Raw genomic sequence first — 24,879 nt, 5'->3', positions numbered from 1 at the left:
AGGAAAAGAATGTTCCAGAGCGAGTTTAAACGAACTTACGGTGGATCCCTTACTCGCTCTCGAAGTGCGAGCAAAGAGGTTGCTAAGTTTTTAATGGATAATCAAGTATCGTTAAGTACGGCTCAGTCGTTGGAGCTTTGTGTTGTTGAGCTTATGAACAATGCTTACATCCATTCTTACAGTGAAATTGAAGGCAAGCCGATAGACGTGGAGTGTAGGATTAGATGTGACCCAATGTCAGATTTCATTGAACTTAGGGTTTCTGACTACGGAGCGTCAATCAATGAAATGACATTCAACCAACATAAAAATAAACAGATTGAGGCGCCTAACTTAATGGATGATGATAGTTGGTCTGCTTCAGGTCGTGGACTGATGTTAGTCGCTCAATTATCTGATCAGTTCAAGTTAGAAAAAGAGATTGGAAAAAACACGTTTGTTTTAGTGAAGAGGAACGGCGAAAAACTAACAACCAAGCAAGATCTATTCACCCCACCTGGTCCCTAGCGTTAATCTGACGGTTACGTTGTATGTTATTGTTATTTTGTATTTGTGGTTGGTGCAGGTGACAATAATGCTTCCAACTCTTCTGGTGTCAGTATATCACTGATGTTTAGCATATTGCTCTCATCATCTAACGCCATCTTTGTACGACTAAGCAAGTACCTCTTTTGAGTTGGCGTTAAGTCTTTGAGAGACTCAATCAGCTCCTTGAAATTGCTATTGTTCATTGCCATATTTCCCCCCAGTTAAGCCTTAATTTGTTTTATTGCATATTCTTCAAGTAAGCAAAGATTTGTTGATTAATGGCAGCTAGCTCTTTAGTAACTATAGCTATATCTGAGCTATCTGGCTCGTTATCGTTTCTTGTTTCTGCTTCTATTTTTGTGAAAACAATGACAGCGGTTTCTTCACCAAAGCTTTCTAGAATGCCCTTTAGACTGTGAGCCAATAAGTAGAGTTCCGGCCAACATTTGTTTGCGTATAACTCATTGATACGCTGTATGTCATTGGCGTGGTCTTCTAAGTATGTGGAAAAAACGGTGACGATAAGATCTACGTCGTTCTCCATGTATTTATTGAGAACATCAAAATTAATCATGTTTACCTCTGACTAACCGCGAGGTAGAAAAATGTATCGGATAGGAACGTTGAAGTGGGGGGAGTTGAGCGCTGAACAGTGTGCTTATCACTTGAGCTAGACTCATAAAAACAAAGTTATTGTTCGGTACACTTTGACTTATATACAAGTGTCTATGATCTAATCTTTTGTGCAAAGCATTTTGCACTCGTGTCGTGGCAACACAAGTTACGTGATAGTGGGTTACAAATAAAATGCTGGGTTGGGAACAGTCTTGTCTACCTAGTTTAAAGCAATCATCAAACAAGTAAGCCAAGCGCTCGCCAACTTTGACTATTCCTTCAGTCAAGGTCAACTCTCCTAATCGAGTACAAATACAAGCTAGCAACCTAGTTGCATAATGGCAAGTAGATTGACGCAAAAAAGGGGCCTTGCGCCCCTTTTGTACAATTAGCTTTGCTTGGAGTCCTGTTCTACCTGCCTCATTAACTCGTTCGCTTTCTTCATTGCGCGCCTTGCGCTTGTGGTCCTTCTCTTATTGAGCAGTATGTCGGAGAAGCGCAGGTATTTATCTGCAGTTTTGAATCTCAAATCGTTAATATCTTGAAAACCGATAGGAAAGTTCTTCGAAAACTGATCAACATCTTTCACTAAGTTATCGAGGTGAGTTGTTGTTCTTGCCTTTTCTAGGCGGTAATAGAAGTTTTCAAATTCCTCTTGGAACAAAATTCGAGCAGCCTCGTCCGGAAATGGTAGAGGATCGTTAGAGTCTAGCGCGGTCTCATACAGTTTCATTTCGAGAACTGCATCTTTCATCGCGTTGCTTATTTTTAAGTTGTTTTGATGCTCTTCAACGTTTGAGAAGAAAGTATTCCCAACCTTAATTAGCGCAACAAGTGCTGCAGCATCTTTATTTTTGAGTGCTTCAGTTAGGTGTTTACCAAAAACATCGCTAGATAATGAGCTTGGTGTAAATGGGTAATCCTGATGAATTTGATTTAACTCATCTTTCAGTTCATAGATGGACTTACTGTCTTCTTCTTTACTGTATCGAGACTTTTCCAGTTGGCTATTGATTTGTCTGGCTATCGAAAGCAATGTGGAGTGCTTGCTTGATTGAATATCTAACGCCAGAACTTCAATTTTATGTGAGTCAGGGTAGTAGGTTTTTGCTTTGTTTAGTACAGACTCGATTTCATCATAATTTGGATAGTTGTTAGCATCAGAATTCAGAACCTGATCAATCTCAGATTCAAACTCACTTAGAAGGTAGCTCTTGTGCTGTCGTAGTAAGCCAGCTTTAATCACCGGGTGTAAGTTTTTCTCACTATTAATCAGTGACAAGCTTTTTTCTGGCGGTGTATCAAGCAACCATTCCTGCCCATTAATCTGATCATTTTGCTTGTTAATCGCTATTTCTAAATCAGAGATGGTTTCTTGTTGTTGTTGATAGCCAAACACGATTCCGGTAACCAATAGTACGCTTGCAGCTACACCGCTAACGATAGGCCAATATCGCAAGTTCAACTTTTGTTTTAACTGCTCTGGGGTAAGGTCTTTGGGGATGATGCCAGTTGAAAACACGCGTGCAAAGATAGGCCACTTAGATGCTGGCATATTAGTAGGTTTCGAGACCTTCATTTTCTTTTTGAGAGCTTCATTAACAGGAGTTCTTGAATAAGGATGCTTGCAACTCAATAACTCGTAAGCAATACAAAATAGCGCAAACATATCGTCGCTTAAGTTTGGCTCTTTACCCGACAACAAGTTGAGCGATGCGTAGTTTGGAGTATAACCAAGAGTCTCCACATTTTCGGATTTACGTTTAGCTGCGTATTGATCTTGCTTTAATTGATGAGTTTTAGATACACCAAAGTCGAGTAATTTAACATTACCTTCAGACGTTAAAATGACGTTAGCGGGCTTTAAATCGGCATGCACGACACCAAGTGAATGGGCGTAAGACAGGGCGTCAAGTACCTGATTTAGAATCGATAAAGTTGCATTAAACTTCAGCCCATGCGGCCTAGATCGTTGTATTAAATTCTCTAATGTTTCCCCATTAATATATTCCATCACTAAGAAATATATTTCGCCATCGACACCAAAATCAAAAACCCTAATAATATTAGGGTGACTTAATCTTTGTGTTTGCTGAGCTTCACGTATCAACATGCGTGCAGTCTCTGGCTGAGATGCAAACTCTTTTTGTAAAATTTTTAATGCTACGTAAGGGGCTTCTGAACCTGAAGATTCTAATATCTTATCTTTTGCCAAATAAACATCACAAAGTCCGCCATGGCCAAGAACCGACTCGATTTCATATCGATTTTTGACAGTTGTGCCTATTAAATTCTCATTAATAACATCTTTGTCATTATTTGATGTGTTATTTTTATTGTTTATTTTCTTATTAACTAACGGAGTGTTTTCTTTTTGAGACAGTTTTGTATTTGTTTCATTTTTATTTTGAACGGAGCCTTCATTGCTAGCAACTTTATTTGATTGAATTGCATTGTCTCGTTTTTGAGTCTTTACAATTTTAGTTTTGTCTCCGCTATCTTTATTATTTATAGAATTGTTTTTATTGCTGTCTTCCATCACAAGAACTCCGTATAAATGATGGGGGAATATATACCTTTCTGCTCAATGAAAAGTCATTATGTTAGAATTTCGCGGCCAAACTAACATTCGTTTTTTTATTGATGAAAGTCTAAGTGTCAAAAATTTGAACTTGGTTGGATAATTAAAATTGTTGAACATTACGTGATTGCTTTGATAAAAAAATGATTCATTATTCCGTGCATGATTTTCAATGGCAGGTTTAAGGTTTTTATTAATCTTACTGTTAATAAGAAAGTGACTAATAATAAAATTAAAAATAATATTTAGCAGGTCTTTGGCGAGGTTTACATGAAGTTGGTTTTAACCATAACAAGTTTTCACAAATTTACTCCAGAGATTGAGAGTGAGTTTGTGTTTGAATCAAGTGATGAGCATGCCAAAGTTACGTTTGGTCGGTCTGAGCAATGTGATTGGACACTGCCAGACCCTGAAAGAGTAGTATCCGGAACTCACGGAGAGCTCATCAAGTTTGGTGATAAATACTTGATAAAAGACTTATCAACTAATGGCACGTTTGTTAATAACGCTGTGACACCTGTGGGCCAAGGAAATGAGATTGCACTAAGTGACGACGATACGGTTAGTTTAGGGGATTACCAAATTTCAGTAAGTATTCAAACTAGCACTGAGGCATTCCATAATCAGGAAAGTAACTTTCGTTCCAGTTCAGAACCTGAAGCATTCTCGAGTTCATCTGAAGCAGAGTTTGTAGACCTCGGCCTTAGTGCCAGTGAGCTTTTGAATGAGAGTGTTCCTTCGGACTTTCAACTAGATATTGGCTTAGTCGATGATTTTATTGATATCCCCAAACCAGAAAAACAGAGTGTAGATCCTACACCTGTACCGGAAACCCCACGACAGCTAGAACGTCAATCAACTCCCAAATTTGATAGTAAAGGGAGCGAGCTTGCGGCGTTCATTAAAGGAGCGGGTATTGATCCAACGATGATTCCCAGCGATAACAGAGAGCAATGGTTTGAACAACTGGGGGAATCATTTTCTTTGATGTTAGTTGGTTTAATGGAAACGCTGCACAATCGAGCGGTATTTAAACAAACAAATCGACTTAGTCATACTGCGTTTCGGAAGTCAGAAAATAATCCTCTGAAGTTCTCTGCGAATTTAGAAGATGCAATTCATAACTTATATAACCGTCAAACTGCAAGTTTCCTAAAACCAAGTGCAGCCATTAAAGAAGCGTTTAGTGATATAGAAAATCATGAACAAGCGTTAATGAAAGGTGTTGAGGGTACGGTTTCAAGTGTTATGTCGCTTGTTGAGCCTACGTCGATATACTCAGAAGCTTTAGCTAAAGACACGGTTATTAATAAGGTTATTCCAGCAAGAAAATATGCTCAAAGTTGGAAGCGGTTTGAGGATATTCATGAAAAGCTATCCGATGACATTATCAATAAAGAATCTCCATTTTATTTAGAAGATTTCGCTAAACACTATGAGTTAGCATTAAAAAATAAAAGCTAGGAAATAGGGTGATGAAAAGAGTTTATCAGTACATTTTGTTATTAATTTCAATGGTTTTATTTGGATGCTCAGCAGCCAATTTAGTTGTTGACCCATATTCAGATTTAGAAATAACAGCAAATCACAATATTAACCCTGACTCCAATGGTAGGCCATCCCCTGTAGTCGTGTATGTTTTTGAATTAACATCAAATACCCTTTTTGAAAGTCAGGATTTTTTTTCAATTTATGAAGAAAGTGAAAAAGTCTTAGGCCCTGATTTAGTGAATAAATATGAAATATCATTAACTCCAGGTCAGAAAGAAACATATCAGGCAAGTATGTCTCCAAAGACTGAATACTTAGGCATTGTCGCAGCGTTTCGAGATATTGAAAATTCAAATTGGCGACAAGTCATTGAAGTGGATAAGACCGGTTACAACACCTATCAAATTCTGTTAGAAGATCTGTCTTTGGTCGTAAAATAACGTTTAGTTGGCTAATTATAAATGACGCAATACTCCAAGACGGCTTGGTGCGAAGGGATGTTTTTACGTCCCCAGCACTTTCAACAACATGAACGCGCAACCTCTCAAGAATTCAAAGGCTTACATCAGTTTGGTGGGGCTTATAATTGGGGGGTTTGGAAATGTCGAGTAAAAGAACATGCATTAAAAGATGGTCTGATTGAATTAGATCACTTTGAGGCAGTTTTGCCAGATATGACTCTGGTTAATACCTTAACAGCCAGCGATTCGGTTGTGCCTTTATTTATTGATAAAGACGTAGAAAATACGTTAGTAAAAATCACTCTTCCCCTTTCAAATATCAAAGGTAAAAATGTTTCTGATGTAAGTGAGGCGATCGTTTCTCGTTATGTACTTAAAGACGTTGACGTTATAGATAATCTCACTGGGCAGGATGAAGAAACGATTCAAGTCGCAGCCCTAAACCTGGAACTGAAAGCCAGCAATGACAAATTAGCGGGTTATGTTGAGTTACCGATTTTGAAAATAAAAGAGGTAACGGCAGAAGGCGAAGTAATACTAGACGATTCGTATGTTCCACCGCTTATCAATTTACTTAGCGACAAAGTTATGTCGGCTTACTTGCGTAACGTTATTGCGATGACAAAGATGCGTGCCGACGTTATTGCGCAGCGATTGATTAAGGGCAAAGCCGCCTCTGCATCTGCTGTTGATTTCATCATGCTACAAATGTTGAACAGGTATGAGGCGATGTTAAAGCACTTTAGTGACCTAGACAGGCTACATCCATTGGAATTAGCTACGACCCTGAAAGGTTATATTGGTGAATTAGCTACGTTTTCTGACAAAACCAAGAGGATGCCAAGCTTACTTACATACGATCACTTAGATGTATCAAGTGTTTATAGCGAATTGAATCAAGTTCTGAGTCAATATCTAAGCGTTGTCCTTGATCAAACAGCAAGCAAACTTCCTTTGGAGCCACGACAATATGGAATTCAAGTGACGCCACTTCCAGATAAGCGTTTACTTGAATCATGCCAGTTTGTGCTTGCGGTCAAAGCTGATACGACAACAGATGAAATCAGACGTTTAGTCCCGGCGCAGCTCAAGTTTGGACCAGCGGAGCAGATTCGTGATCTGATCAACAATCAGATTAATGGCATAAACGTAGCGCCATTGAGTGTAGTACCGAGGCAGATCCCTTACCAAACGGGTTATGTCTACTTCGAAGTAGTCAAGAAAGGCCCGTTTTGGATGAGGCTGAAAGACAGTGGTGGTATTGCGCTGCATTTATCGGGGCATTTTCCGAATGCTGACCTTGAGCTGTGGAGTATTAGTCAATAGGTGTGCTCAGTATGGAACAAACGATCGTAAAACCAACACCGGGTGGAAGAGCGCCCGCACCGAAACCACAATCAGAAAAGTCAGCAGATAATACGGTAGTTATCTCAAAAAGTCCTGAATTGGTGAATAACGATTCAGTGGTTGCTTATGGGAACAACCCTTTATTGGCAGAAGCAAATGGTCTTTTATCTATTATTGGTCAAATTCGAGCGACAGCAACTCATTCTGACCCGTTGTTTCTAAAAGAGACGTTGGCACAAAAACTTAGAGATTATGAGAACCGACTACGCCACCACGACGTTGATTTGGACACTATTGATACGGCTCGTTACTGTTTGTGTTGCTCGTTAGATGAAGCGGTGCTCAATACTAATTGGGGGGGGCATTCATTTTGGAGCCATGACTCATTGCTTAGTTCTTTCTATGCCAGCAGCCAAGGTGGGGAGGCGTTCTTTAAGTACCTTGATAAGTGCATGGCGCAACCAGATACAAATTTAGATTTGCTTGAATTGATGTACGTGTGCTTATCGCTTGGGTTTCTCGGCCAATACCGTTTGGAAAAAAACGGACTGGAGTCTCACCGAAAACTGAGAAGGCAGATTATCGCTATTCTTAAGTCTTACGGAAGAGGGATACCTCAAGAGCTAAGCAATAGTATCGAACAACACATTTTGAATGGCTCTAAGGCTTCCGACAGAGCTCCTCTCTGGGTTGTGTGCTCCGTAACGGCTGCATTATTGGTTTGTATATTTATGTATTTTAGCTATGAGCTAAACAAGGCTTCCAACCGCACCTTTTCTCAATTAGTCAATTTGGTTCAACCGCAACAGCTTAACCAAGATACAACGTCAGAATCAAAATCAGCGCCAATTGCAGAAAGGATCTCTATGTATCTGGCAACTGAGATCGGGAAGGGGCTAATCAACGTCGAGCCGTTGCAAGACAGGGTAAGAATTTCGTTAAAGTCGCAAGATCTATTTGAATCAGGTAGTGCTGATGTTGTCGCGTATATCCAACCCGTAATTTCTAAACTCGCTAGAACGTTGGAGTCTACCCAAGGCAAGATCATTGTGACAGGTCATACCGATGATAGGCCAATTTTCACGAGTAAATATCCTTCGAACTGGCATCTATCATTAGCTCGAGCTACTGCTATGTCTGAACAACTTATCTCGAATAGCGCACTAGAAGGTCGAGTAATACCAGAAGGGCTGGGTGATGCAAGACCATTGGTTGAAAATAATAGTGACGAAAACCGAGCTATTAACCGTCGAATTGAAATCGACCTCCTTGTCGCGAATTAATAACAGGTAGATAGAGATGCGTATTAAAGAAATTGGCAGAATATTTACTCAAAGGTGGTTTCTCGGTCTTATCGGTGTCGCTGCTTGTTCAATTTTTATTTGGGTTGTTGGTCCACTTATCACGATAGCGGGATATGAGCCACTAAAGAGCGACTTCCAACGACTCGTCACGATTTTAGTGCTGGTGTTTGTGTGGGCTTTATTCAACGTGACTAAGCAGCACAAGCAAAAAGTTAAAGAAGACGAAAGTATTCAAACGTTACTTGAGGTTGATAGTCAATCAGATAAAGAAGCGGCGAGTGAAATTGACTTAATGCGCGAGCGTATTGAGCAAGCTGTCAAAGTAGTAACGAAAACACATAAAGGAAAGCGAAGCTTATATGACTTGCCTTGGTATGTGTTGATCGGCCCTCCAGGGACAGGGAAAACAACAGTGTTAAAGCAGTCAGGGCTAGAGTTTCCGTTAGCGGATAGCCTTGGTTCTGACTCTATTGCTGGAGTCGGTGGAACTCGTCATTGTGATTGGTGGTTTGCAAATAAAGCAGTTCTGATTGATACGGCCGGTCGATACACGACACAAGACAGTCAAGAAAAAGTCGACTCTAAAGCATGGCACGGCTTCTTAGGGTTGTTGAAAAAATATAGAACGCAAAGGCCAATTAATGGTGCAATTGTCACGATCAGTTTAGCCAGTGTGATGTCGCAGACGAGAACCGAGCGAAGCCTTCATGCTCGAGCTATCAAGTCGCGCCTTCAAGAACTGAAGAATCAGTTAGGGATGCAATTTCCTATTTACGTACTACTGACCAAAATGGATTTAGTCGCGGGTTTCAATGAGTTCTTCTCTGATCTAAGTAAGGAAGAGCGTGAGGAATTGTTCGGTTTCATGTTTCCGCGTGAAGTGGCTGATGAAAGAGGGGTTATTTCTTTATTCAATAAAGAATTTCATGGCATGTTGGAGCGACTTGATGCTCGAATGCTGAGAATCCTTGAAACTGAAGATGATTTAGAGAAGCGAGCACTTATTTTTGAATTTCCTAAACAGCTAAGGGTATTGCAAGCTAACCTTGATGAATTTTTAGCGGAAATATTTGCACAAAATAGTTTTGAAGAGCCAGCCTTGATTCGTGGTGTGTTTATGTTGAGCTCGGTCCAAGAAGGCTTACCAGTCGATAAGTTAATGAATGAATCGACCAATGGACTTGGACTAAATCGCCTCGCTCTAGCAAAGAGCCCAACAGGGTCTCATAGTTATTTCGTGAAGAACTTGTTTGATAAGGTTATTTTCAAGGAACAACTGTTAGGAACGGTTAATCGTCACTATCAAAAGCAGTCAGGGTGGATGCGCCGAGGTGTTTACATTGGCTGTGCTTCTCTACTGCTAGGTGCGTCTTCACTTTGGCTTATGAGCTACAAGTGGAATTCTCAGCTGATTGTCGATACCAATGAGCAAGCCGGCCATATTGAAGCAATGATTGGTGCTGAGAGCCTAGATTTTGAGGCGGATATTATCTCAGCCGTAGAGACATTAGACCGATTGATGACGCTTCCTCTAGGAAAGCAAAGCAACTACGGCGATGCTGATTCCGTAAAAAGGTTTGGTCTCTATCAAGGAGATAAAGTCTCACAGGCGGCGAACAATGCATATTCTGATGCGTTGACCCAATATTACGCTCCCTTGCTTCTTGATAGCTTGGTGACGGAAATGGAAAGTAATCAACAGCATCGAGAGTATTTGTATGAAACGTTGAAAACTTATTTGATGTTATTTAATCCAGACAAATACCAACAAGATGAAGTGTTGGCTTGGTTTAACTTCTATTTTGAACGTCAATATCCGGGTGAACTAAATATAGACTTAAGAAAAGGTCTGTTACAGCACACTCAAAATTTATTAGAGAATAATGGACAAGGCTTTTCTTATAATACTGCTGCCGTGACTAATGCCCGCGAGGTTTTGACACAAATGTCTCTACCAGAACGTGCTTATCAGCGAATGAAGATACAATTTTCGAAGAGTCATGTTCCTTCATTTCGTTTGACTGATGTCTTGGGGCCTAAAGGGCTTGAGCAGTTTGAACGAGCGAGTGGAAAGCCGTTATCACAGGGCATTTCAGGCTTTTATACGTACAATGGCTTTCATAGCATTTTTCAGATTCAGATCAACCGTACAGTAAAAAGCCTAATGGAAGAGAACTGGGTTTATGGTGACGATCTTAAGGCTCATGAAATTGATCAAGATAGCGCTATTCAAGGAGTCCAATCTCGATACTATCAAGATTATGTGAATGAATGGAAAACTCTGATCGAAGATATTCAACTTAAGCAGGCTCCGAGCCTAGAGCTTGCAACAGAACAAGCTAGAGTTCTATCTGGAGTTGAAAGACCAATCGAATCGTTGTTGAGGGCAATCCAAAAAGAAGTTGGTTTGTCGAAAGTATCATTGTCAGAAAATCAGAAGGCCGCTTCTGAAGTTGCTGGTAAGGTTGCCAAAGTTAAATTTTCGAATACGGCAGATAGACTAGACATGTACTTGCCTGAAGAAAATGGTTTCAATGTTGCACTGCCAGGTAAAGAAGTCGAATCTCATTTTTCGGAGATCTTACGTCTCGGCGAACAAGACTTTGATGATATTCAACAAGCTATGGTTAACTTGCGCTCGTACTTAAGCGATTTATCAAGCTCAGGTAATAATCAGAAAATTGCTTACAAAAGTATTTTAGATGGGACCGTTACACAAGATGTGGCTGCTTCCTTTGCTCGCGCTAAAGAACTTTTGCCTAGGCCATTTAATCAATGGCTAGGTGAACTTTCTCAAGAGTCAGTTAAGTTTGCGGAGAGCGGGTCGAAAGATCATCTAAATCAGCTTTGGGTTACGCAAGTGGTGCGCCCTTATCAGCGGACGATTGCGGGTAGATACCCATTCGAGCCAAATGCGAGCAGAGAAGTAAGGCTGAAGGACTTCAAACGTTTCTTTGGTTATGGAGGTACGCTTGACTCATTCTTCCAAGAGTATCTTGAACCGTTTGTCGATACGTCGAAAAGTCGTTGGCGATTAGAAAAGGAAATTGGAGTTCGTCCAGAAACGCTGATGGTCTTTCAAAGAGCGAAGCGTATCAGGCAGTCTTTCTTTGAATCTGATAATTCATTGCGCGTAGAGTTCGGTATGAAACCAGTGTATCTGGATCAGCACATTACTCGGTTTGTTCTAGAGCTAGGTAAGCAAGATTTGGTTTATAAGCATGGACCAGCACGAGCTAAATCCTTGAGCTGGCCTGCGGGTCAAGACCAGACTCGAATAGTGTTCACACCACCAGAATCTAAACGCGAAATTGCTCATACCTATGAAGGTGAGTGGGGCATATTCAAGCTTTTGGATCAATCACTTAAAGCAAGACCAGAATCACGTAAAGACAACATAGTTATGATTGATTTAAAGGGAAATAAGGTGCAACTAGAGCTTATTCCGTCTAGTGCTATTAATCCGTTTTGGTCAAATGAAATGGAGAGGTTCAGATGTCCACGAACCTTGTAACATCAGCCTGGGGTTATATCGGTAAAATGCCTGCAAAAGGAGACTTTGTGAAAGATGGCTTATCACAAGATTTTTCAGAGCGCTGGCATGACTGGCAGCAGGCTGTTATTGCAGTCAGCAGAGAACAATTGGGTGAAAGTTGGAATGAGCACTTTTTAACCGCGCCTGTGTGGCACTTTGCTCTGGATGTTAGTTACTTAGAAGACTCGACATACATTGGTAGCATGATTCCTAGTGTAGATGCATGCGGTAGATACTTTTTCTTTACTATAGCTCGTGCCGTAAAAGGTGAAGCTGCGCAATATTGGGGGGACAAAGCTTGGACCGAGGACAGTGCATCTCTTGCCCTAGCAGTACTTGAGGACGACTTTGTATTTGATGTTTGGCATAAGAGCATGCAAGAAAAAAACGATTTAGTGGCGAATGTAAAAAGTGAAGTGCGGCCTCTTAAATTTCTTTATCAAAGCCAAATATCTACGATTTTTCATGATCAAGGTGGAGCAGATCAAAGCGCACTTTTGAATTACCTCATTAAAGAAAAATTGAGTAAGCCATGCTTTTGGTGGACTGAAGGCTCGACTCTAGTTGAACCATGTATGTTTATGACCAGCGGTTTCCCTTCTATTGGTCAATTTTCTGCCATGCTTGATGGCGGTTGGAAAAAGTGGAATTGGTAGGATAGAAGAATGAATTGGAACTATTTTACCTTTGCTAAATCGCACGCAGGAAAAGTACGCCCTTATAACGAGGATGCTCTTTTAGATATGACAGAGCAGCATATTTGGGTTGTAGCCGATGGAATGGGTGGGCATAGTGCTGGCGACATAGCAAGCCAGATGCTAGTGGATAGAATCGCGCGCCATATGCAGGATGTCCCAAATACCAATATCGATGATATCCGGAGTGTGGTTCAAGCCGCGAATTTAGAAATTTATCAATACGCACAAAATCACTTAGACGGTAAAACGATGGGAACAACTCTCGTTTTGTTGTTTATCCAGGACGGGTATTACCACTGTCTTTGGGTCGGTGATAGCCGAATTTACCAGCTTAGAAATGGTCATTTTTCTCAAAAAACACGCGATCATAGTCAAGTTATGGATTTAGTCGATCAAGGGTTATTGGCATTTGAAGATGCTGAGTCACATCCTCTCGCAAATGTTATTACCAGAGCTGTTGGGGTAGATGAGAGTATCACTATTGATCAAGTTTCGGGGCAGTTGGCTGACGGAGATCAATTTCTTCTGTGTAGTGATGGGCTTTCTAAAGAATTAACGAGTGATGAAATTCACCGGACATTGTATGCGGACTCAGTAAATCAAGCAGGATTAGCGCTCATGCATTCGGCGTTAGTGAGAGGTGCAAGTGATAACGTTACTTGTGCGTTAGTCAAAGTTCGCCAAGCGCAGACAGAATTTGAAGCAGTAACGAGAGAAGACGCGACGATCCCCGTTTTTCTTAGAGGGAGGTCTTATGAATAGTGAGATGTTCGATTGGTATGAACAAGCGTTGGCTCCTATATCTCAAGAGAATCCCACAGGTGTTGATCCTAGAGAAGATGTATCGCCACAGTCCGCTTATTACCGATTAAAAGATCAGCGTATGGCTGCGCGAAATGCAGAGCGTAATGCGCTTATAGAAGAAGAAAGTATTTATACCCACAGTAACTTATGGCGGGTATTTATTGAAGAAGTACCAGAGATACTTACGAATCAATCTAAAGATTTAGAGTTTGTGGCTTGGCTTATAGAGGCTCTAACTCGATTGCATGGTTTTCGTGGTATGGGCGTTGGGTACAAACTCGCAACCGAGTTCATCGAGAAGTTTTGGGATGATCTCTATCCAATGCCTGATGAGGATGGTATTGAAACAAGAATATCGGCGATTACTGGCCTCAATGGTATCGATAGCGAAGGAACACTTATTTTCCCTATTGCTTGTATCCCGCTTACTGACGTAGGCGTTGAGCAAGCGTATGCCTACTGGGAATATCAGCGAGCTATTGAGTTGGAGCGTTTAGATGAAGATAAGCGCCGAAATCGAGTCGATCTTGGCGCTACAGAGCTATCTGATATTACAACTACAGTTAAATCTACCTCTGATGCCTTTTATCGTGAGCTAATCGCTGATCTGGAGTTCGCCACAGAGTCATTTAATGAATTCAGTCAGCGATTAGATGAAGCGGTAGGTGATGTCACTCCTAGCTCTTATATATCAAAAAGGCTTGAATCAATACACTCGGCATTAAAGCATCTCCTTGGAGAGCGTTTTAATCAACCACAAGCTGTGTTTGAAGAACTGGAGGAGGTGGATGAATCTTCTTCTTCGGAACAACAAGTGAGTTCACAAAGTTCTGATGCACTATTAGCGACAAACATGAAATCACGAGAGCAGGCGATTAGACAATTGCAGCAAGTGGCTGATTTCTTCAGAGAGAGTGAGCCTCACTCACCAGTTTCTTACTCCATCGAACAGATCATTCGTTGGTGTGGAATGCCTCTGCCGGAGTTACTGGCGGAACTTATCTCCGACGGAGATGCAAAGAAAAGCTACTTCCGTTTGGTTGGCATAGCAGAACAAAATGAAAATTAATAAAGGGAGAATGGTATGACGAGTATCCACTCGAAACTGTCACGAGTACGGAAGCCTCGTGTCCACATTACCTATGATGTTGAAACTGAAGGTACAACTCTTAAGAAAGAGCTACCTTTTGTTGTAGGTGTAATGGGTGACTTCGCTGGTCAAAACACTGAAGCGTTGAAGCCTTTGAAAGACCGCCGTTTTATTCAGATCGATCGAGACAACTTCGATGATGTGCTCAAAAAGATGAACCCATCGGTTAAGTTCAAAGTTGCGAATAAGCTTGCGAACGACGATTCACAGTTTGAGGTGGATTTGAACTTTAAATCAATGCAAGACTTTGAGCCCGCTGCGATCGTAAATCAAGTTGATCCACTGCGCCAACTGATGGAAACGCGTAATAAACTGCGTGATTTGATGACAAAAGTTGACCGTTCTGAAGAGCTTGAAAACATCTTAGAGGATGTTTTGAACAACACAGACAATCTGGCAAAACTTGCGGGCGAGTTAGATCTTGGCAAGAAAGCGAAGTCAGACAGTACTGAAGGAGCGGAATAATGACGACTGAAGCTGAAAAGCAGTTAGATCCAACTGTTAATGAACAAACAACTTCATTTTTAGATCAAGCTATTGGTGCAACTAAGCAGACAGAAGCCTCTCGTGCTGAAGAGCTAATTAAAACGCTCACTGAAGAAGCGATGAAAGGGACGGTTACTTGGAACAAAAACCTAACGGTAACTTTTCGTGAAGCGATTAATTTACTTGATAAACAGATTTCTGATCAGTTGTCTGAAGTAATGCATCATCCTGAATTACAGAAACTTGAAGGTTCTTGGCGTGGTTTAAATTATCTAGTGATGAACTCAGAGACGAGCTCTACTCTGAAAATTCGCATGATGAGTATGACCAAGAAAGAGTTACATAAAGACTTGAGTAAAGCGGTTGAATTTGACCAAAGCCAGATCTTTAAGAAAGTTTACGAGTCTGAGTTTGGCAGTGCAGGTGGTGAACCTTATGGTGCATTAATTGGTGACTATGAGTTTACCAACCACCCAGAGGATATTGAGTCGCTGCGCCTAATGTCAAATGTAGCCGCTTCAGGCTTCTCCCCATTCTTGTCCGCGGCCTCACCAGCACTATTTGGTTTTGATGAGTGGACTGAACTGTCAAAACCACGCGATCTAGACAAGGTCTTTGAGTCGCTAGAATACGCTCAATGGCGTTCGTTCCGTGAGAGTGCTGATTCACGTTTTGTTAGCCTGACTATGCCGAAAGTTCTGGCTCGTTTGCCATACGGACAAGCCACTGCTCCAGTTGAGGAATTTGGATTTGAAGAGTTCGAAGTAGATCCAGTGTCAGGTATTGCTGTCAATGCTGAGCATAATGACTACTGTTGGATGAACTCTTCGTATGTTCTTGGTGTTAAGTTAACAGACGCCTTCTCAAAATATGGATTCTGTACAGCTATCCGTGGTGCAGAAGGTGGTGGTCGAGTGGATAATTTGCCAACACATTTCTTCATGAGTGATGATGGCGATCCTGATATGAAGTGTCCAACAGAGATTGGTATTACCGACCGACGTGAGGCAGAGCTGGGTAAACTTGGTTTCTTACCGCTTTGTCACTACAAAAACACCAACTATGCGGTGTTCTTTGGTGCGCAAACCTGTCAAAAACCGGCGAACCACGAATCTCCAGAAGCAACGGCTAATGCGGCGATTTCAGCACGTCTACCTTACATGATGGCGACATCTCGTTTTGCGCATTATTTGAAGGTAATGGCTCGAGATAAAATCGGTAGCTTTATGGAAGCAGAAGACGTTGAGTCTTGGTTGAACCGCTGGATTCTAGGCTATGTAAATGCTTCAGAGGGTGGTGGTCAAGAGATCCGAGCGAAATACCCTCTAGCAGATGCTCGTGTCCAGGTTAAGGAAATCCCTGGCGCACCAGGTTCTTACAATGCTGTAGCATGGCTTAAGCCTTGGCTGCAAATGGAAGAATTGACGACATCTTTGCGACTTGTTGCAAAGATCCCTCAGTCGGGTGGATAAGAAATGAATTGGCTGGTCGTAGGGCCAGCCATACCAAATCGTTATGTTCTAGATGGAAATAGCAGTGTCACTTAACTTTCGCGATCCCAGCAAGCTAAAGCATGAATTCAGCACAGGAGGCTATGCTGAGCTTGATAGCCCGTGGTTGACTCGATTCAATGAATCTTCTGATCTTTTAGAGTCAGCTCGAATTTGGCTAGAAGGTACGCGTTCAAGAGATTTGGACAGTTTTCGTCATAGTGTGATGAACACGATAAACCGAATTGATGAGCTATTAGAATCTCAATTAAACGAAATAATACATCATCCTGAGTTTCAACAACTCGAAAGAGGTTGGATCGGCGTGAGGTATTTATGCGAACAGGTCGACACTCGCTCATCAGACTCCGTCAAAGTCAAGGTGTTGGCGGCAACATGGAATGAAGTCAGTAAAGATGCACTAAAAGCCATCGAGTTTGACCAATCAGCACTATTTAAGCTGCTCTATCAAAATGAATATGGCATGGCCGGGGGAGTACCCTTTGGCGTGGTAGTTGGCGATTATCAACTTCGTTGTGATGCGAGTAAAAATTATTTTGATAGAGATCTGTCTGTGCTCAGCAAGATCTCTCAGTCTGCAGCGGCAGCATTCAGCCCGTTCATTATGTCAGCATCGCCGGAGATGTTTGGTGTTGACAGTTTTTCACAGCTTTCTGCGATAAGAGATATTGCGGCCCAATTTGAACAGGCAGATTACGCAAAATGGCGCAGTTTGAGAGACAACGATGATACCAAATTTATTGGCCTGACTGCGCCGAATGTTTTATTCCGTCAGCCATATAAAAGTGATGGTTCACGCAACGATCAGTTCGACTTTCAAGAGCATGTCTACGACTCTAATCGCGATTTGCTATGGGGGAGTAGCGCGTATTGTTTTGCGGCCGTATCAATTAGAGCGTTTCAGGAGCATGGGTGGTTTACGCACATGCGAGGCATTAAGCAAGGGGATTATAGTCAGGGTATTATCGTTGCTCCTACTAGGAACAAAATGCGTGTTAATGGCAAGAATGACCGTGAAAGATGTCCTTTAAACTTAAAGATCTCTGAGAGAAAAGAACAAGAGTTGTCTGAATGCGGTTTCATTTCTATTTCTCCTGTACCTGAAACCGATATGGTAGGGATGACCTCGAATGTATCTCTCTACAAGCCTAAGCAATATGCAGAAAAACACATTTCAACGAATGCAAAGCTCACGTCGATGTTGCAATACACGTTGTGTGTGTCGCGAGTCGCACATTATCTCAAGGTTATGGGGCGTGACAAGATTGGTGGATATCAAGATGCAGAAAGCCTTGAGCGAGACTTTCAACGATGGTTGCATCAGTACACTACCGCGTCGGATGAAGCATCTGATGAACTTAGGGCGAAGTACCCCTTAAATGAAGCGAAAATTACGGTTCGAGAGAAAAGAGAAACTCCAGGACACTATTACTCTGTTATCCATTTGCGACCGCACTTCCAGCTCGATCAAATGGTATCTAGCATTAAATTAATTACTGAATTATCACCAGAGCACTTGGTGTAAGGAAATAACAATGACCCAATGGAAAAATGCTTTGTCCCAAGGCCAATTGCAACAAGCTCTAGAGCTATTAATTGATGAAATTAAAGCGGCGCCTAAAGATGCAAGCTTGAGAAGCTCGTTCATTGAGCTGCTTTGCATTGATGGAGACTTCGAGCGTGCGGATGAGCAACTTATGCAATCGATCAAATTGTTTCCTGAGTATCTACCTGGTGCAAGTCAGTTGCGACATTTAGTGAAAGCGGCCCAGGCTAGAAAAGATTTTATCGACGGTGCGGCTAGTGCCAAGGTATTAGGTGACGAGGAATTCACTAAAGAGCTTGTTCGCTTTAACCTCGCTCTCAAAAATCAAGACTATGCAGAAGCGTCACACCTAGCGCATAGCATTGAAGAGCATCGTACTATTAAAGGCTTTAACATAAACGGTACAAACTATGAAGATGCTAGGGATATTGATGATCGTTTAGGTGGTTACATTGAACTGTTTTCCACCGCGGGTAACTATTTTCTTGTTCCAATTTCTAGCATTCAAGCGCTAGAAATAAAAGCACCTACCTCTTTATTAGAAAGTATTTGGCGACCTGTAGAGTTTGATATTGACGGACTTGGCGAAGGAGAAGGCCATATGCCATTGACCTATGTTGACTCAGAAACTGACGCACAAAAGCTAGGTCGAGAAACAGATTGGAAACAGCTTGGTGAGCAAGAATCCTTCGTGGGTTTAGGCCAAAAATGTTGGCTAGTTGGTGATTCAGCCCTCCCAATCTGTGACTTGATTACATTGTTAGAGTCGAAACAAATAGCGTAACAATAACATGTCTTTAACCGTTTCTCTGCTCGACAAATTGATGGATAGTGATCCTTCAACTAGAGATGAAAAAGACTTCCCTACGAGCCAACAACAGATGTTGAACAGCTTGCTTAGAGATCTGGAGTCTATGTTAAATAGTCGTATCGGATGGAAAAACATTCCTGATGACCTTTTAGAGGTTCGCTATTCAATATTGAATTATGGTCTGCCAGATTTTTCCTCGATGCCTTATAGCAGCCAAGAGGGGCAGAATCAGCTTTGTGACATTGTTCATGATGCAATTAAAGAGTTCGAGCCTAGGTTAAGGAATCCTTATGTCCAGATTTCGGACGAGAAAAACGCTATTGATAGGGTGTTGAGGTTACAAATTAGCGCCACTTGCTTAATCGATAACAGCATTCATGAAGTGCGATTCAATTCTGAAGTAGAGCCGGTAAATTTAGGTATGAAACTGAGTAGAGCGAAATGAGTGAAGAGTTTCTCAAATACTATAATCGCGAGTTAGCTTATTTACGTCACAAAGGACAAGAGTTTGGGGAGCAGTATCCTAAGATCGCTGCGAGACTCCGTATCAGTGAGGAGCAGGTTGACGATCCACATGTAGAAAGATTGCTAGAAGGCTGTGCATTTCTAACGGCAAGGATTAGACAAAGTTTAGACAATAGTTATCCTCAGTTCACTGAATCTTTGATGGGGCAGTTATATCCGGATTTTCACGCACCAATTCCATCAATGTCCGTCATTAAGATGAACTGCTCTAGCTCCACTTCCTCTTTTTTTGACGTAGAAGAAGGTGAGCGAGTCGTTATCGGTGCTCCTGGATACCACGAATGCGAGTTTAGAACCTGTTATCCGGTCAGAATGTACCCTGTTGATGTGACCTCTGGCGCTTTCAAAAACGCACCGCTTAAATCGGTGGGCTCCCAATGGGAAAGCCATGCTCATTCAGTTTTGAAAATCCAGCTCACCGCCCAAGATGAAGAGACATCTCTGAGTGACATGGGATTAGAACGGTTGCGCTTTTATTTAAACGGGCAATCTCAGTTGACGTTTAAACTTTACCAAATGCTATTTCAAAATCTAATTGGTTTATCTGTCGTTGCGGGTGGCAAAGAAGTTCGTTCTTTAACGAAAAGGCATCTTATTGAAGTGGGATTTTCAGAAGATGAGAAGGTTGTTCCATACAGTAAGAGAAGCTTTTCGGGAGCAAGATTACTTGTTGAGTATCTGCACTTTCCTGAGAAGTTCATGTTCTTTGATATCACTGAACTTGGATTATCAGAGCTAGCTCTTGGAGAGCAAGCTGAACTGTATTTTTACTTTGATACCAATGATGATTGGCTTCCTAAGCAAGTGGATGAAGAGAGCTTGATGGTTGGTTGTGTGCCAGTCGTCAACTTATTTAAAAGTGTTATGGAGCCCAAGCGTATTCTACCAACCGAGTACGATTACCACTTATCACCGCAATACCAGGAAGCCGAGAGTAACGAGGTTGTCTCTATTTCTGACGTAACATTGAGAAACTGGAACAAAACGTATCACAACCTGCCATGTTATCACGCTGGTGAGCACACGCATTATATGAACGCCAGTGAAATTTATTGGTTGATGAGACGTGAGGATAAAAATTGGGCTGGTGGATACGATGAACCGGGCAGGGAAACTTACATTTCTTTTGTTGATAAAAGGCATCAATTGTTCAGTCCAGAGAGCCGAGAAAACTGGCTAATGTACGTTGAAGCGGAGTGCTGCAATCGTAATTTAGCGCAGAAGCTTCCATTTGGAGGCGGTCTTCCAAAAGTCTCTTTGCCGGAAGTAAATGACAACTTCGAGTCAGTTCGTTGTTTAGTTTCTATATCAGAAACCCTCCGGCCAGAAATGGATGAAAGTACACGATGGCAGTTAACTAAGCTTCTAACTTTAAACCACTTTACCGAAGAAGATGGATTAACAACTTTGAAGCAAACTCTGAATCTCTATGCATTTTCTGGGACCGCAGAAACGAAAGCGGTAATTGATGCTTTAGCGAAGTTAGAGTTCGAGCCGACTACAGGCAGAGTCAGTCAGAAAGGTAAAGTTGGTTTTGCGCACGGTATAAAAATCATTTTGACGGTTTCTGATCAAATTTTACCTAAAGAGCAAATCTTCCTCCTAGGTAGTGTTTTATCCGTTTACTTTGCACAATATGCTGAAATTAACATTTTTACGCAGCTAGAAATAAGACTTAAGTCAACGGGAAAACCCTTCCACTTATGGCCTGCATTAACTGGCGATAAGGTGTTGCTATGATCGCGGAGCAATTTTATCGAGATCTAAAGCAACATCCGTTGTTTGAAGCAATTCACCTTATCGAACACGAGATCTTGCAAGCCGAGGCACAAATAGGGACAGATGCTCTACCTAAGCATGAAAAACTAAACCTAAAGGTCAACCCATCGTTAGGTTTTGAAAATGCGCAGCTTTGCGATCTGAAACATATTGATAGCCACAAGCTAGCACTAGAAACTAATCTGATAGGCCTAACGGGTGAGCAGGGGGTGCTCCCTCAGCACTACAGCGAGTTAGCTTTGCATCGTCAAAAAGAAGGCGATACAGCAATGGTGGACTTCTACGATATTTTTAACCATCGTTTACTGTCTCTTTACTATCGATGCTGGCAACTAAGTCAATTGACCGTTCAGTCTCGTGCTCATGCACAGGGATTACGTTCACCTTTAGAAGATTGTAAATCGGCATTAACTGGGCAGGGTAGTTCTTTGTCCCTGCACTATGGTGGTGTTTTTGCTTCACCGACGAGAAGTAAAGCTGGACTAAAAAGTGTTCTTGAATGTTTATCTGGATGCCAAGTAAAGATTCATGAGTTTCAAGGGCAGTGGCTACATCTTGCAAAAGAAGAGCAAACACGTCTTTCATCTCGAACTATGCCAGAAGGGCAGTTTGCTCAACTTGGTTCCGGAGCATCCTTAGGCTCGAAAGCTTGGAATATAAACGCAGGAACAACGATCGAGTTTCTGCCAAAGCACAAAGATCTGGTTAGTAAATTACTGCCTAACCATCCAAATGTAGAAATTATTAAACGTGCGGCTTATGAATTTATTGGTAAGCATAAGCAAGTGAAATGGCAGCTCACCACCAAACATAGTTTATTACCTCAAGTTTGTTTATCAAAAAAACATGGTCAGTTAGGTGTTGGTTCTGTACTTAAAAAACATAAACGCACAAAAGATCGAACCATAACAATTACTATTTAAAGGAAACATAATGGCTTCACTCTCACTTTCAGCGTTGGTCGAAAGATTGTCTCCTCAGGCTAAGGAAACACTTGAACAAGCAGCTGCGATGGCAAGCTCTCGAACCCATCACAGTATTGAAATGTCTCACTGGTTAATGACGATTATTCAACACCCTGCCGATATTTACTCGGAAGTTTTCGACGAATTTGATGTCGATAAAATCAAGGTTGAAACTGATCTTCAAAAGACACTTGAAAAATACAAAACGGGATGTCAATCGGTCCCAGGTCTTTCAGCTCACACAGTGACTGTGATGCAAAATGCTTTGCTATCGGCAACGATTGAATTCAATCAGGAGCAGTTGGATTGCATTCATCTTTTATTTGCCTACTTGTCTGATGATACGTTAGTCAACATGGCTGGTTCGATTAGCCCTGAGCTAAACAAGATAGAACCATCTCGGTTATTGAACTTTAAAGAAAGTAATACGCGTCAATCAGGATCGAATGACCTAGGGAAATCAAACGCGAATTCTGCGCTGAATCAATTTACAACAGATCTTACTGAGCAGGCTAGGGAAGGTAAGATAGATCCGGTTATTGGTAGAGACAATGAAATCCGTTTAATGATCGACATCTTATTAAGACGTCGACAAAACAACCCGATTCTAACTGGTGAAGCTGGCGTTGGAAAAACAGCCGTTGTTGAAGGTTTGGCGCAAAAGATTATTGATGGCGATGTACCTCCTGCTCTACAAAATGTAGCGATTAAGTCTTTGGATCTGGCGTTATTGCAAGCTGGTGCTGGCATGAAAGGTGAGTTTGAAAACAGACTTAAAAACCTTGTGAAAGAAGTTAACGACGCACCACAACCCATTATTTTGTTTATCGATGAAGCACATGGTCTGATTGGTGGTGGGGGACAAGCAGGACAAGGTGATGCAGCGAATATTCTAAAGCCAGCGTTAGCTAGAGGTGAACTCAGGACGATCGCAGCAACAACTTGGGCAGAATATAAAAAGTATTTTGAAAAAGACGCGGCTCTTACCAGACGCTTTCAAGTAGTGAAGGTCGACGAGCCAGCGCCGGAGCTAGCGATCGAGATGTTACGTGGTTTACTTGACGTAATGGCACAACACCATGACGTCCACATCACTAGCCAGGCTCTCAATGCTGCCGTTCAACTCTCAGCTCGATACATTAATGGCCGACAACTGCCAGATAAGGCTGTGTCTGTTTTAGACACAGCCTGCTCGCGAGTCGCGTTAAGTCAATCGTCTACACCGGGAGGTCTAGATGCGAAAAGGAATAAACTAAAAGCCAAGCAAGCTGAATATGAGCACCTAAGCCAAGAAAGTCAGCTAGGTGCACCTCTTGATATGCAGTTGCAAGATGTCAGAAAAGAGATTGATGTTCTATCTAGTGAAATAGTTGAACTAGAGACGCTGTGGGAGAAAGAAAAAGAGTGGGTAAGTGAAGCTAAGTCACTTAGAGCTCAAATAATCAAGGAGGGTTCTGAGACTGCTAGGGACAAGTTACAGGAGCTCGAAAGTAGCCTCTCCGCTAACTCGCAGCCATTAGTATTTTCGCATGTCAATGAAGCGCTTATTGCAGAAGTAATTTCAGATTGGACCGGGATACCACTGGGCAAACTTCAGGATGATGAAATCCAAGCTGTACTGAGTTTGAAAGAGAGTTTGTGTAAACGAGTTGTCGGACAGGATCACGCTTTGGAAGTCATGTCTGAAGTGATAAAAACTGCCAGTGCACAGCTCACGGATGAGACACGACCAAATGGTGTATTTCTTCTCACGGGACCAAGTGGAGTGGGTAAAACTGAGTCTGCTTTAGCTATTGCAGAGAAAGTGTACGGCAGTGAAGAGAATGTCACAACTATCAATATGTCCGAGTTTAAAGAAGAGCACAAAGTTTCCTTATTATTAGGCTCGCCTCCAGGTTATGTTGGGTATGGCGAAGGTGGCGTACTTACTGAAGCCGTCAGACGCAAACCTTATAGTGTGATTCTTTTGGATGAAATGGAAAAAGCGCACCCTGGAGTTCAAGATATTTTTTATCAGGTATTCGATAAAGGCTCAATTAAAGATGGTGAAGGTCGCGATATAGATTTTAAAAACACTATTATTATTATGACCGCGAATACAGGGACCGAAACGACGATGTCTTTGTATTCTGATCCTGATTTGTATCCAGAACCTTCAGCACTAAAAGGTGCTTTGCGTGACGATTTGTTGGTTGACTTTAAACCTGCATTTTTAGGACGTGTTAATGTATTACCTTATTTGCCTCTATCAAGAGAAATATTGATAGAAATAACAAAATTAAAATTAGCCAAAGTTACGAATCGCATTCGTAAAAATTACGGCGCTGACCTATTTTTTGATGAAGAACTAATTAATGATATTGTAGACAATAGTAATGAGTCGGGGAGCGGTGCACGTGTGGTACAGACAACCATAGAAAACACATTACTTCCTAAGATTTCTCATGAAATATTGCATGCAATTCTTAATGATAAGACGTTTGATGAAATTATTGTTAAAGGTACAACTAGTGGACTTGATGTCTCAATAGTTTAACATCCTTTACACTCTCAATAATAATTGGGAGTTGGTTCATATTAACTATTATTTTTTATAAAAAACGCTTAAATTAAGTCTTATTTAAAGATATAACAGGGCGTATTTAAAATGAAGTTTTTGATACATTAATCACTAATTATCATCAAACGTCAGATAATTAAATTACTACGATATATGTCAATTAATAATGCTATAGGAGATTA

The 24,879-nt window shown here is 41.5% G+C and carries 20 protein-coding genes; 17 read left to right on the top strand and 3 right to left on the bottom strand.

The window, feature by feature from the left end; genetic code table 11:
* The first annotated feature begins 9 nt into the window (after window positions 1-9).
* Window positions 10-507 (top strand): ATP-binding protein, encoded by a 498-nt coding sequence (locus CBX98_RS09110; RefSeq protein WP_005395666.1) that lies wholly within the window; start codon window positions 10-12, stop codon window positions 505-507.
* A gap of 32 nt (window positions 508-539) precedes the next feature.
* Here the strand turns inward: CBX98_RS09110 and CBX98_RS09105 are convergent, their stop codons facing one another.
* From CBX98_RS09105 to CBX98_RS09095, 3 genes are all read right to left on the bottom strand, one after another.
* The gene (locus tag CBX98_RS09105) at window positions 540-731 is read right to left on the bottom strand and encodes a hypothetical protein (RefSeq protein ID WP_012842175.1); all 192 of its coding nucleotides are present in this window, start codon (window positions 729-731) and stop codon (window positions 540-542) included.
* A gap of 35 nt (window positions 732-766) precedes the next feature.
* Window positions 767-1,102 (bottom strand): Hpt domain-containing protein, encoded by a 336-nt coding sequence (locus tag CBX98_RS09100; protein WP_005395669.1) that lies wholly within the window; start codon window positions 1,100-1,102, stop codon window positions 767-769.
* 429 nt (window positions 1,103-1,531) lie between these two features.
* Entirely contained in the window at window positions 1,532-3,682 is a 2,151-nt protein-coding gene (locus tag CBX98_RS09095) for a serine/threonine-protein kinase (protein ID WP_172605944.1), read from the bottom strand.
* Window positions 3,683-3,994: 312 nt separating this feature from the next.
* Between CBX98_RS09095 and tagH the strand changes: the two genes are divergently transcribed.
* The 16 genes from tagH to tssH are packed head-to-tail and all read left to right on the top strand — an operon-like array spanning window position 3,995 to window position 24,673.
* The gene (gene tagH, locus CBX98_RS09090) at window positions 3,995-5,188 is read left to right on the top strand and encodes a type VI secretion system-associated FHA domain protein TagH (RefSeq protein ID WP_048625116.1); all 1,194 of its coding nucleotides are present in this window, start codon (window positions 3,995-3,997) and stop codon (window positions 5,186-5,188) included.
* 11 nt (window positions 5,189-5,199) lie between these two features.
* Window positions 5,200-5,655 carry a type VI secretion system lipoprotein TssJ gene (gene tssJ, locus CBX98_RS09085; protein ID WP_005395676.1) on the top strand — a complete coding sequence of 152 codons (456 nt, stop codon included), beginning with the start codon at window positions 5,200-5,202 and terminating at the stop codon, window positions 5,653-5,655.
* A gap of 21 nt (window positions 5,656-5,676) precedes the next feature.
* Window positions 5,677-7,002, top strand: coding sequence for a type VI secretion system baseplate subunit TssK (tssK, locus tag CBX98_RS09080; RefSeq protein WP_104972680.1), 1,326 nt, complete (start codon window positions 5,677-5,679; stop codon window positions 7,000-7,002).
* 11 nt (window positions 7,003-7,013) lie between these two features.
* Window positions 7,014-8,306, top strand: coding sequence for a type VI secretion system protein TssL, long form (gene tssL, locus CBX98_RS09075; RefSeq protein WP_046875354.1), 1,293 nt, complete (start codon window positions 7,014-7,016; stop codon window positions 8,304-8,306).
* A 16-nt stretch (window positions 8,307-8,322) separates the two neighbouring features.
* Window positions 8,323-11,841, top strand: a complete 3,519-nt coding sequence (tssM, locus tag CBX98_RS09070) for a type VI secretion system membrane subunit TssM (protein WP_109169030.1) — start codon at window positions 8,323-8,325, stop codon at window positions 11,839-11,841.
* The gene (tagF, locus tag CBX98_RS09065; RefSeq protein WP_104970766.1) at window positions 11,823-12,518 is read left to right on the top strand and encodes a type VI secretion system-associated protein TagF; all 696 of its coding nucleotides are present in this window, start codon (window positions 11,823-11,825) and stop codon (window positions 12,516-12,518) included. Before tssM ends, tagF begins: the two co-directional genes overlap by 19 nt.
* Window positions 12,519-12,527: 9 nt before the next feature.
* Window positions 12,528-13,322, top strand: a complete 795-nt coding sequence (locus tag CBX98_RS09060) for a protein phosphatase 2C domain-containing protein (RefSeq protein WP_005398381.1) — start codon at window positions 12,528-12,530, stop codon at window positions 13,320-13,322.
* Window positions 13,315-14,433, top strand: a complete 1,119-nt coding sequence (gene tssA, locus CBX98_RS09055; RefSeq protein WP_109169029.1) for a type VI secretion system protein TssA — start codon at window positions 13,315-13,317, stop codon at window positions 14,431-14,433. The genes CBX98_RS09060 and tssA overlap by 8 nt, the downstream gene beginning before the upstream one ends.
* Before the next feature lie 15 nt (window positions 14,434-14,448).
* Window positions 14,449-14,979: a type VI secretion system contractile sheath small subunit gene (gene tssB, locus CBX98_RS09050; RefSeq protein WP_005396385.1), complete on the top strand. Its 531-nt coding sequence runs from the start codon at window positions 14,449-14,451 to the stop codon at window positions 14,977-14,979.
* On the top strand, window positions 14,979-16,472 hold the full coding sequence (gene tssC / locus CBX98_RS09045; RefSeq protein WP_005396386.1) for a type VI secretion system contractile sheath large subunit: 1,494 nt from the start codon (window positions 14,979-14,981) through the stop codon (window positions 16,470-16,472). Before tssB ends, tssC (CBX98_RS09045) begins: the two co-directional genes overlap by 1 nt.
* Before the next feature lie 52 nt (window positions 16,473-16,524).
* Entirely contained in the window at window positions 16,525-18,036 is a 1,512-nt protein-coding gene (tssC, locus tag CBX98_RS09040; RefSeq protein ID WP_109169028.1) for a type VI secretion system contractile sheath large subunit, read from the top strand.
* Window positions 18,037-18,046: 10 nt separating this feature from the next.
* On the top strand, window positions 18,047-18,841 hold the full coding sequence (locus CBX98_RS09035; RefSeq protein ID WP_104973744.1) for a type VI secretion system accessory protein TagJ: 795 nt from the start codon (window positions 18,047-18,049) through the stop codon (window positions 18,839-18,841).
* A 7-nt stretch (window positions 18,842-18,848) separates the two neighbouring features.
* Window positions 18,849-19,313, top strand: coding sequence for a type VI secretion system baseplate subunit TssE (gene tssE, locus CBX98_RS09030; protein ID WP_012842186.1), 465 nt, complete (start codon window positions 18,849-18,851; stop codon window positions 19,311-19,313).
* Window positions 19,310-21,133 (top strand): type VI secretion system baseplate subunit TssF, encoded by a 1,824-nt coding sequence (gene tssF, locus CBX98_RS09025; RefSeq protein WP_046875359.1) that lies wholly within the window; start codon window positions 19,310-19,312, stop codon window positions 21,131-21,133. Before tssE ends, tssF begins: the two co-directional genes overlap by 4 nt.
* Window positions 21,130-22,095: a type VI secretion system baseplate subunit TssG gene (tssG, locus tag CBX98_RS09020; protein ID WP_046875360.1), complete on the top strand. Its 966-nt coding sequence runs from the start codon at window positions 21,130-21,132 to the stop codon at window positions 22,093-22,095. The genes tssF and tssG overlap by 4 nt, the downstream gene beginning before the upstream one ends.
* 10 nt (window positions 22,096-22,105) lie before the next feature.
* A complete protein-coding gene (tssH, locus tag CBX98_RS09015; protein WP_109169027.1) occupies window positions 22,106-24,673 on the top strand; it encodes a type VI secretion system ATPase TssH in 2,568 nt (855 codons plus the stop codon).
* Window positions 24,674-24,879: the final 206 nt, after the last annotated feature.

Source organism: Vibrio sp. T9, assembly GCF_003123985.1.
Classification (GTDB): domain Bacteria; phylum Pseudomonadota; class Gammaproteobacteria; order Enterobacterales; family Vibrionaceae; genus Vibrio; species Vibrio diabolicus.
Note: the sequence above shows the minus strand (reverse complement) of the source record. Positions and strands in the feature narration are given on the sequence as shown.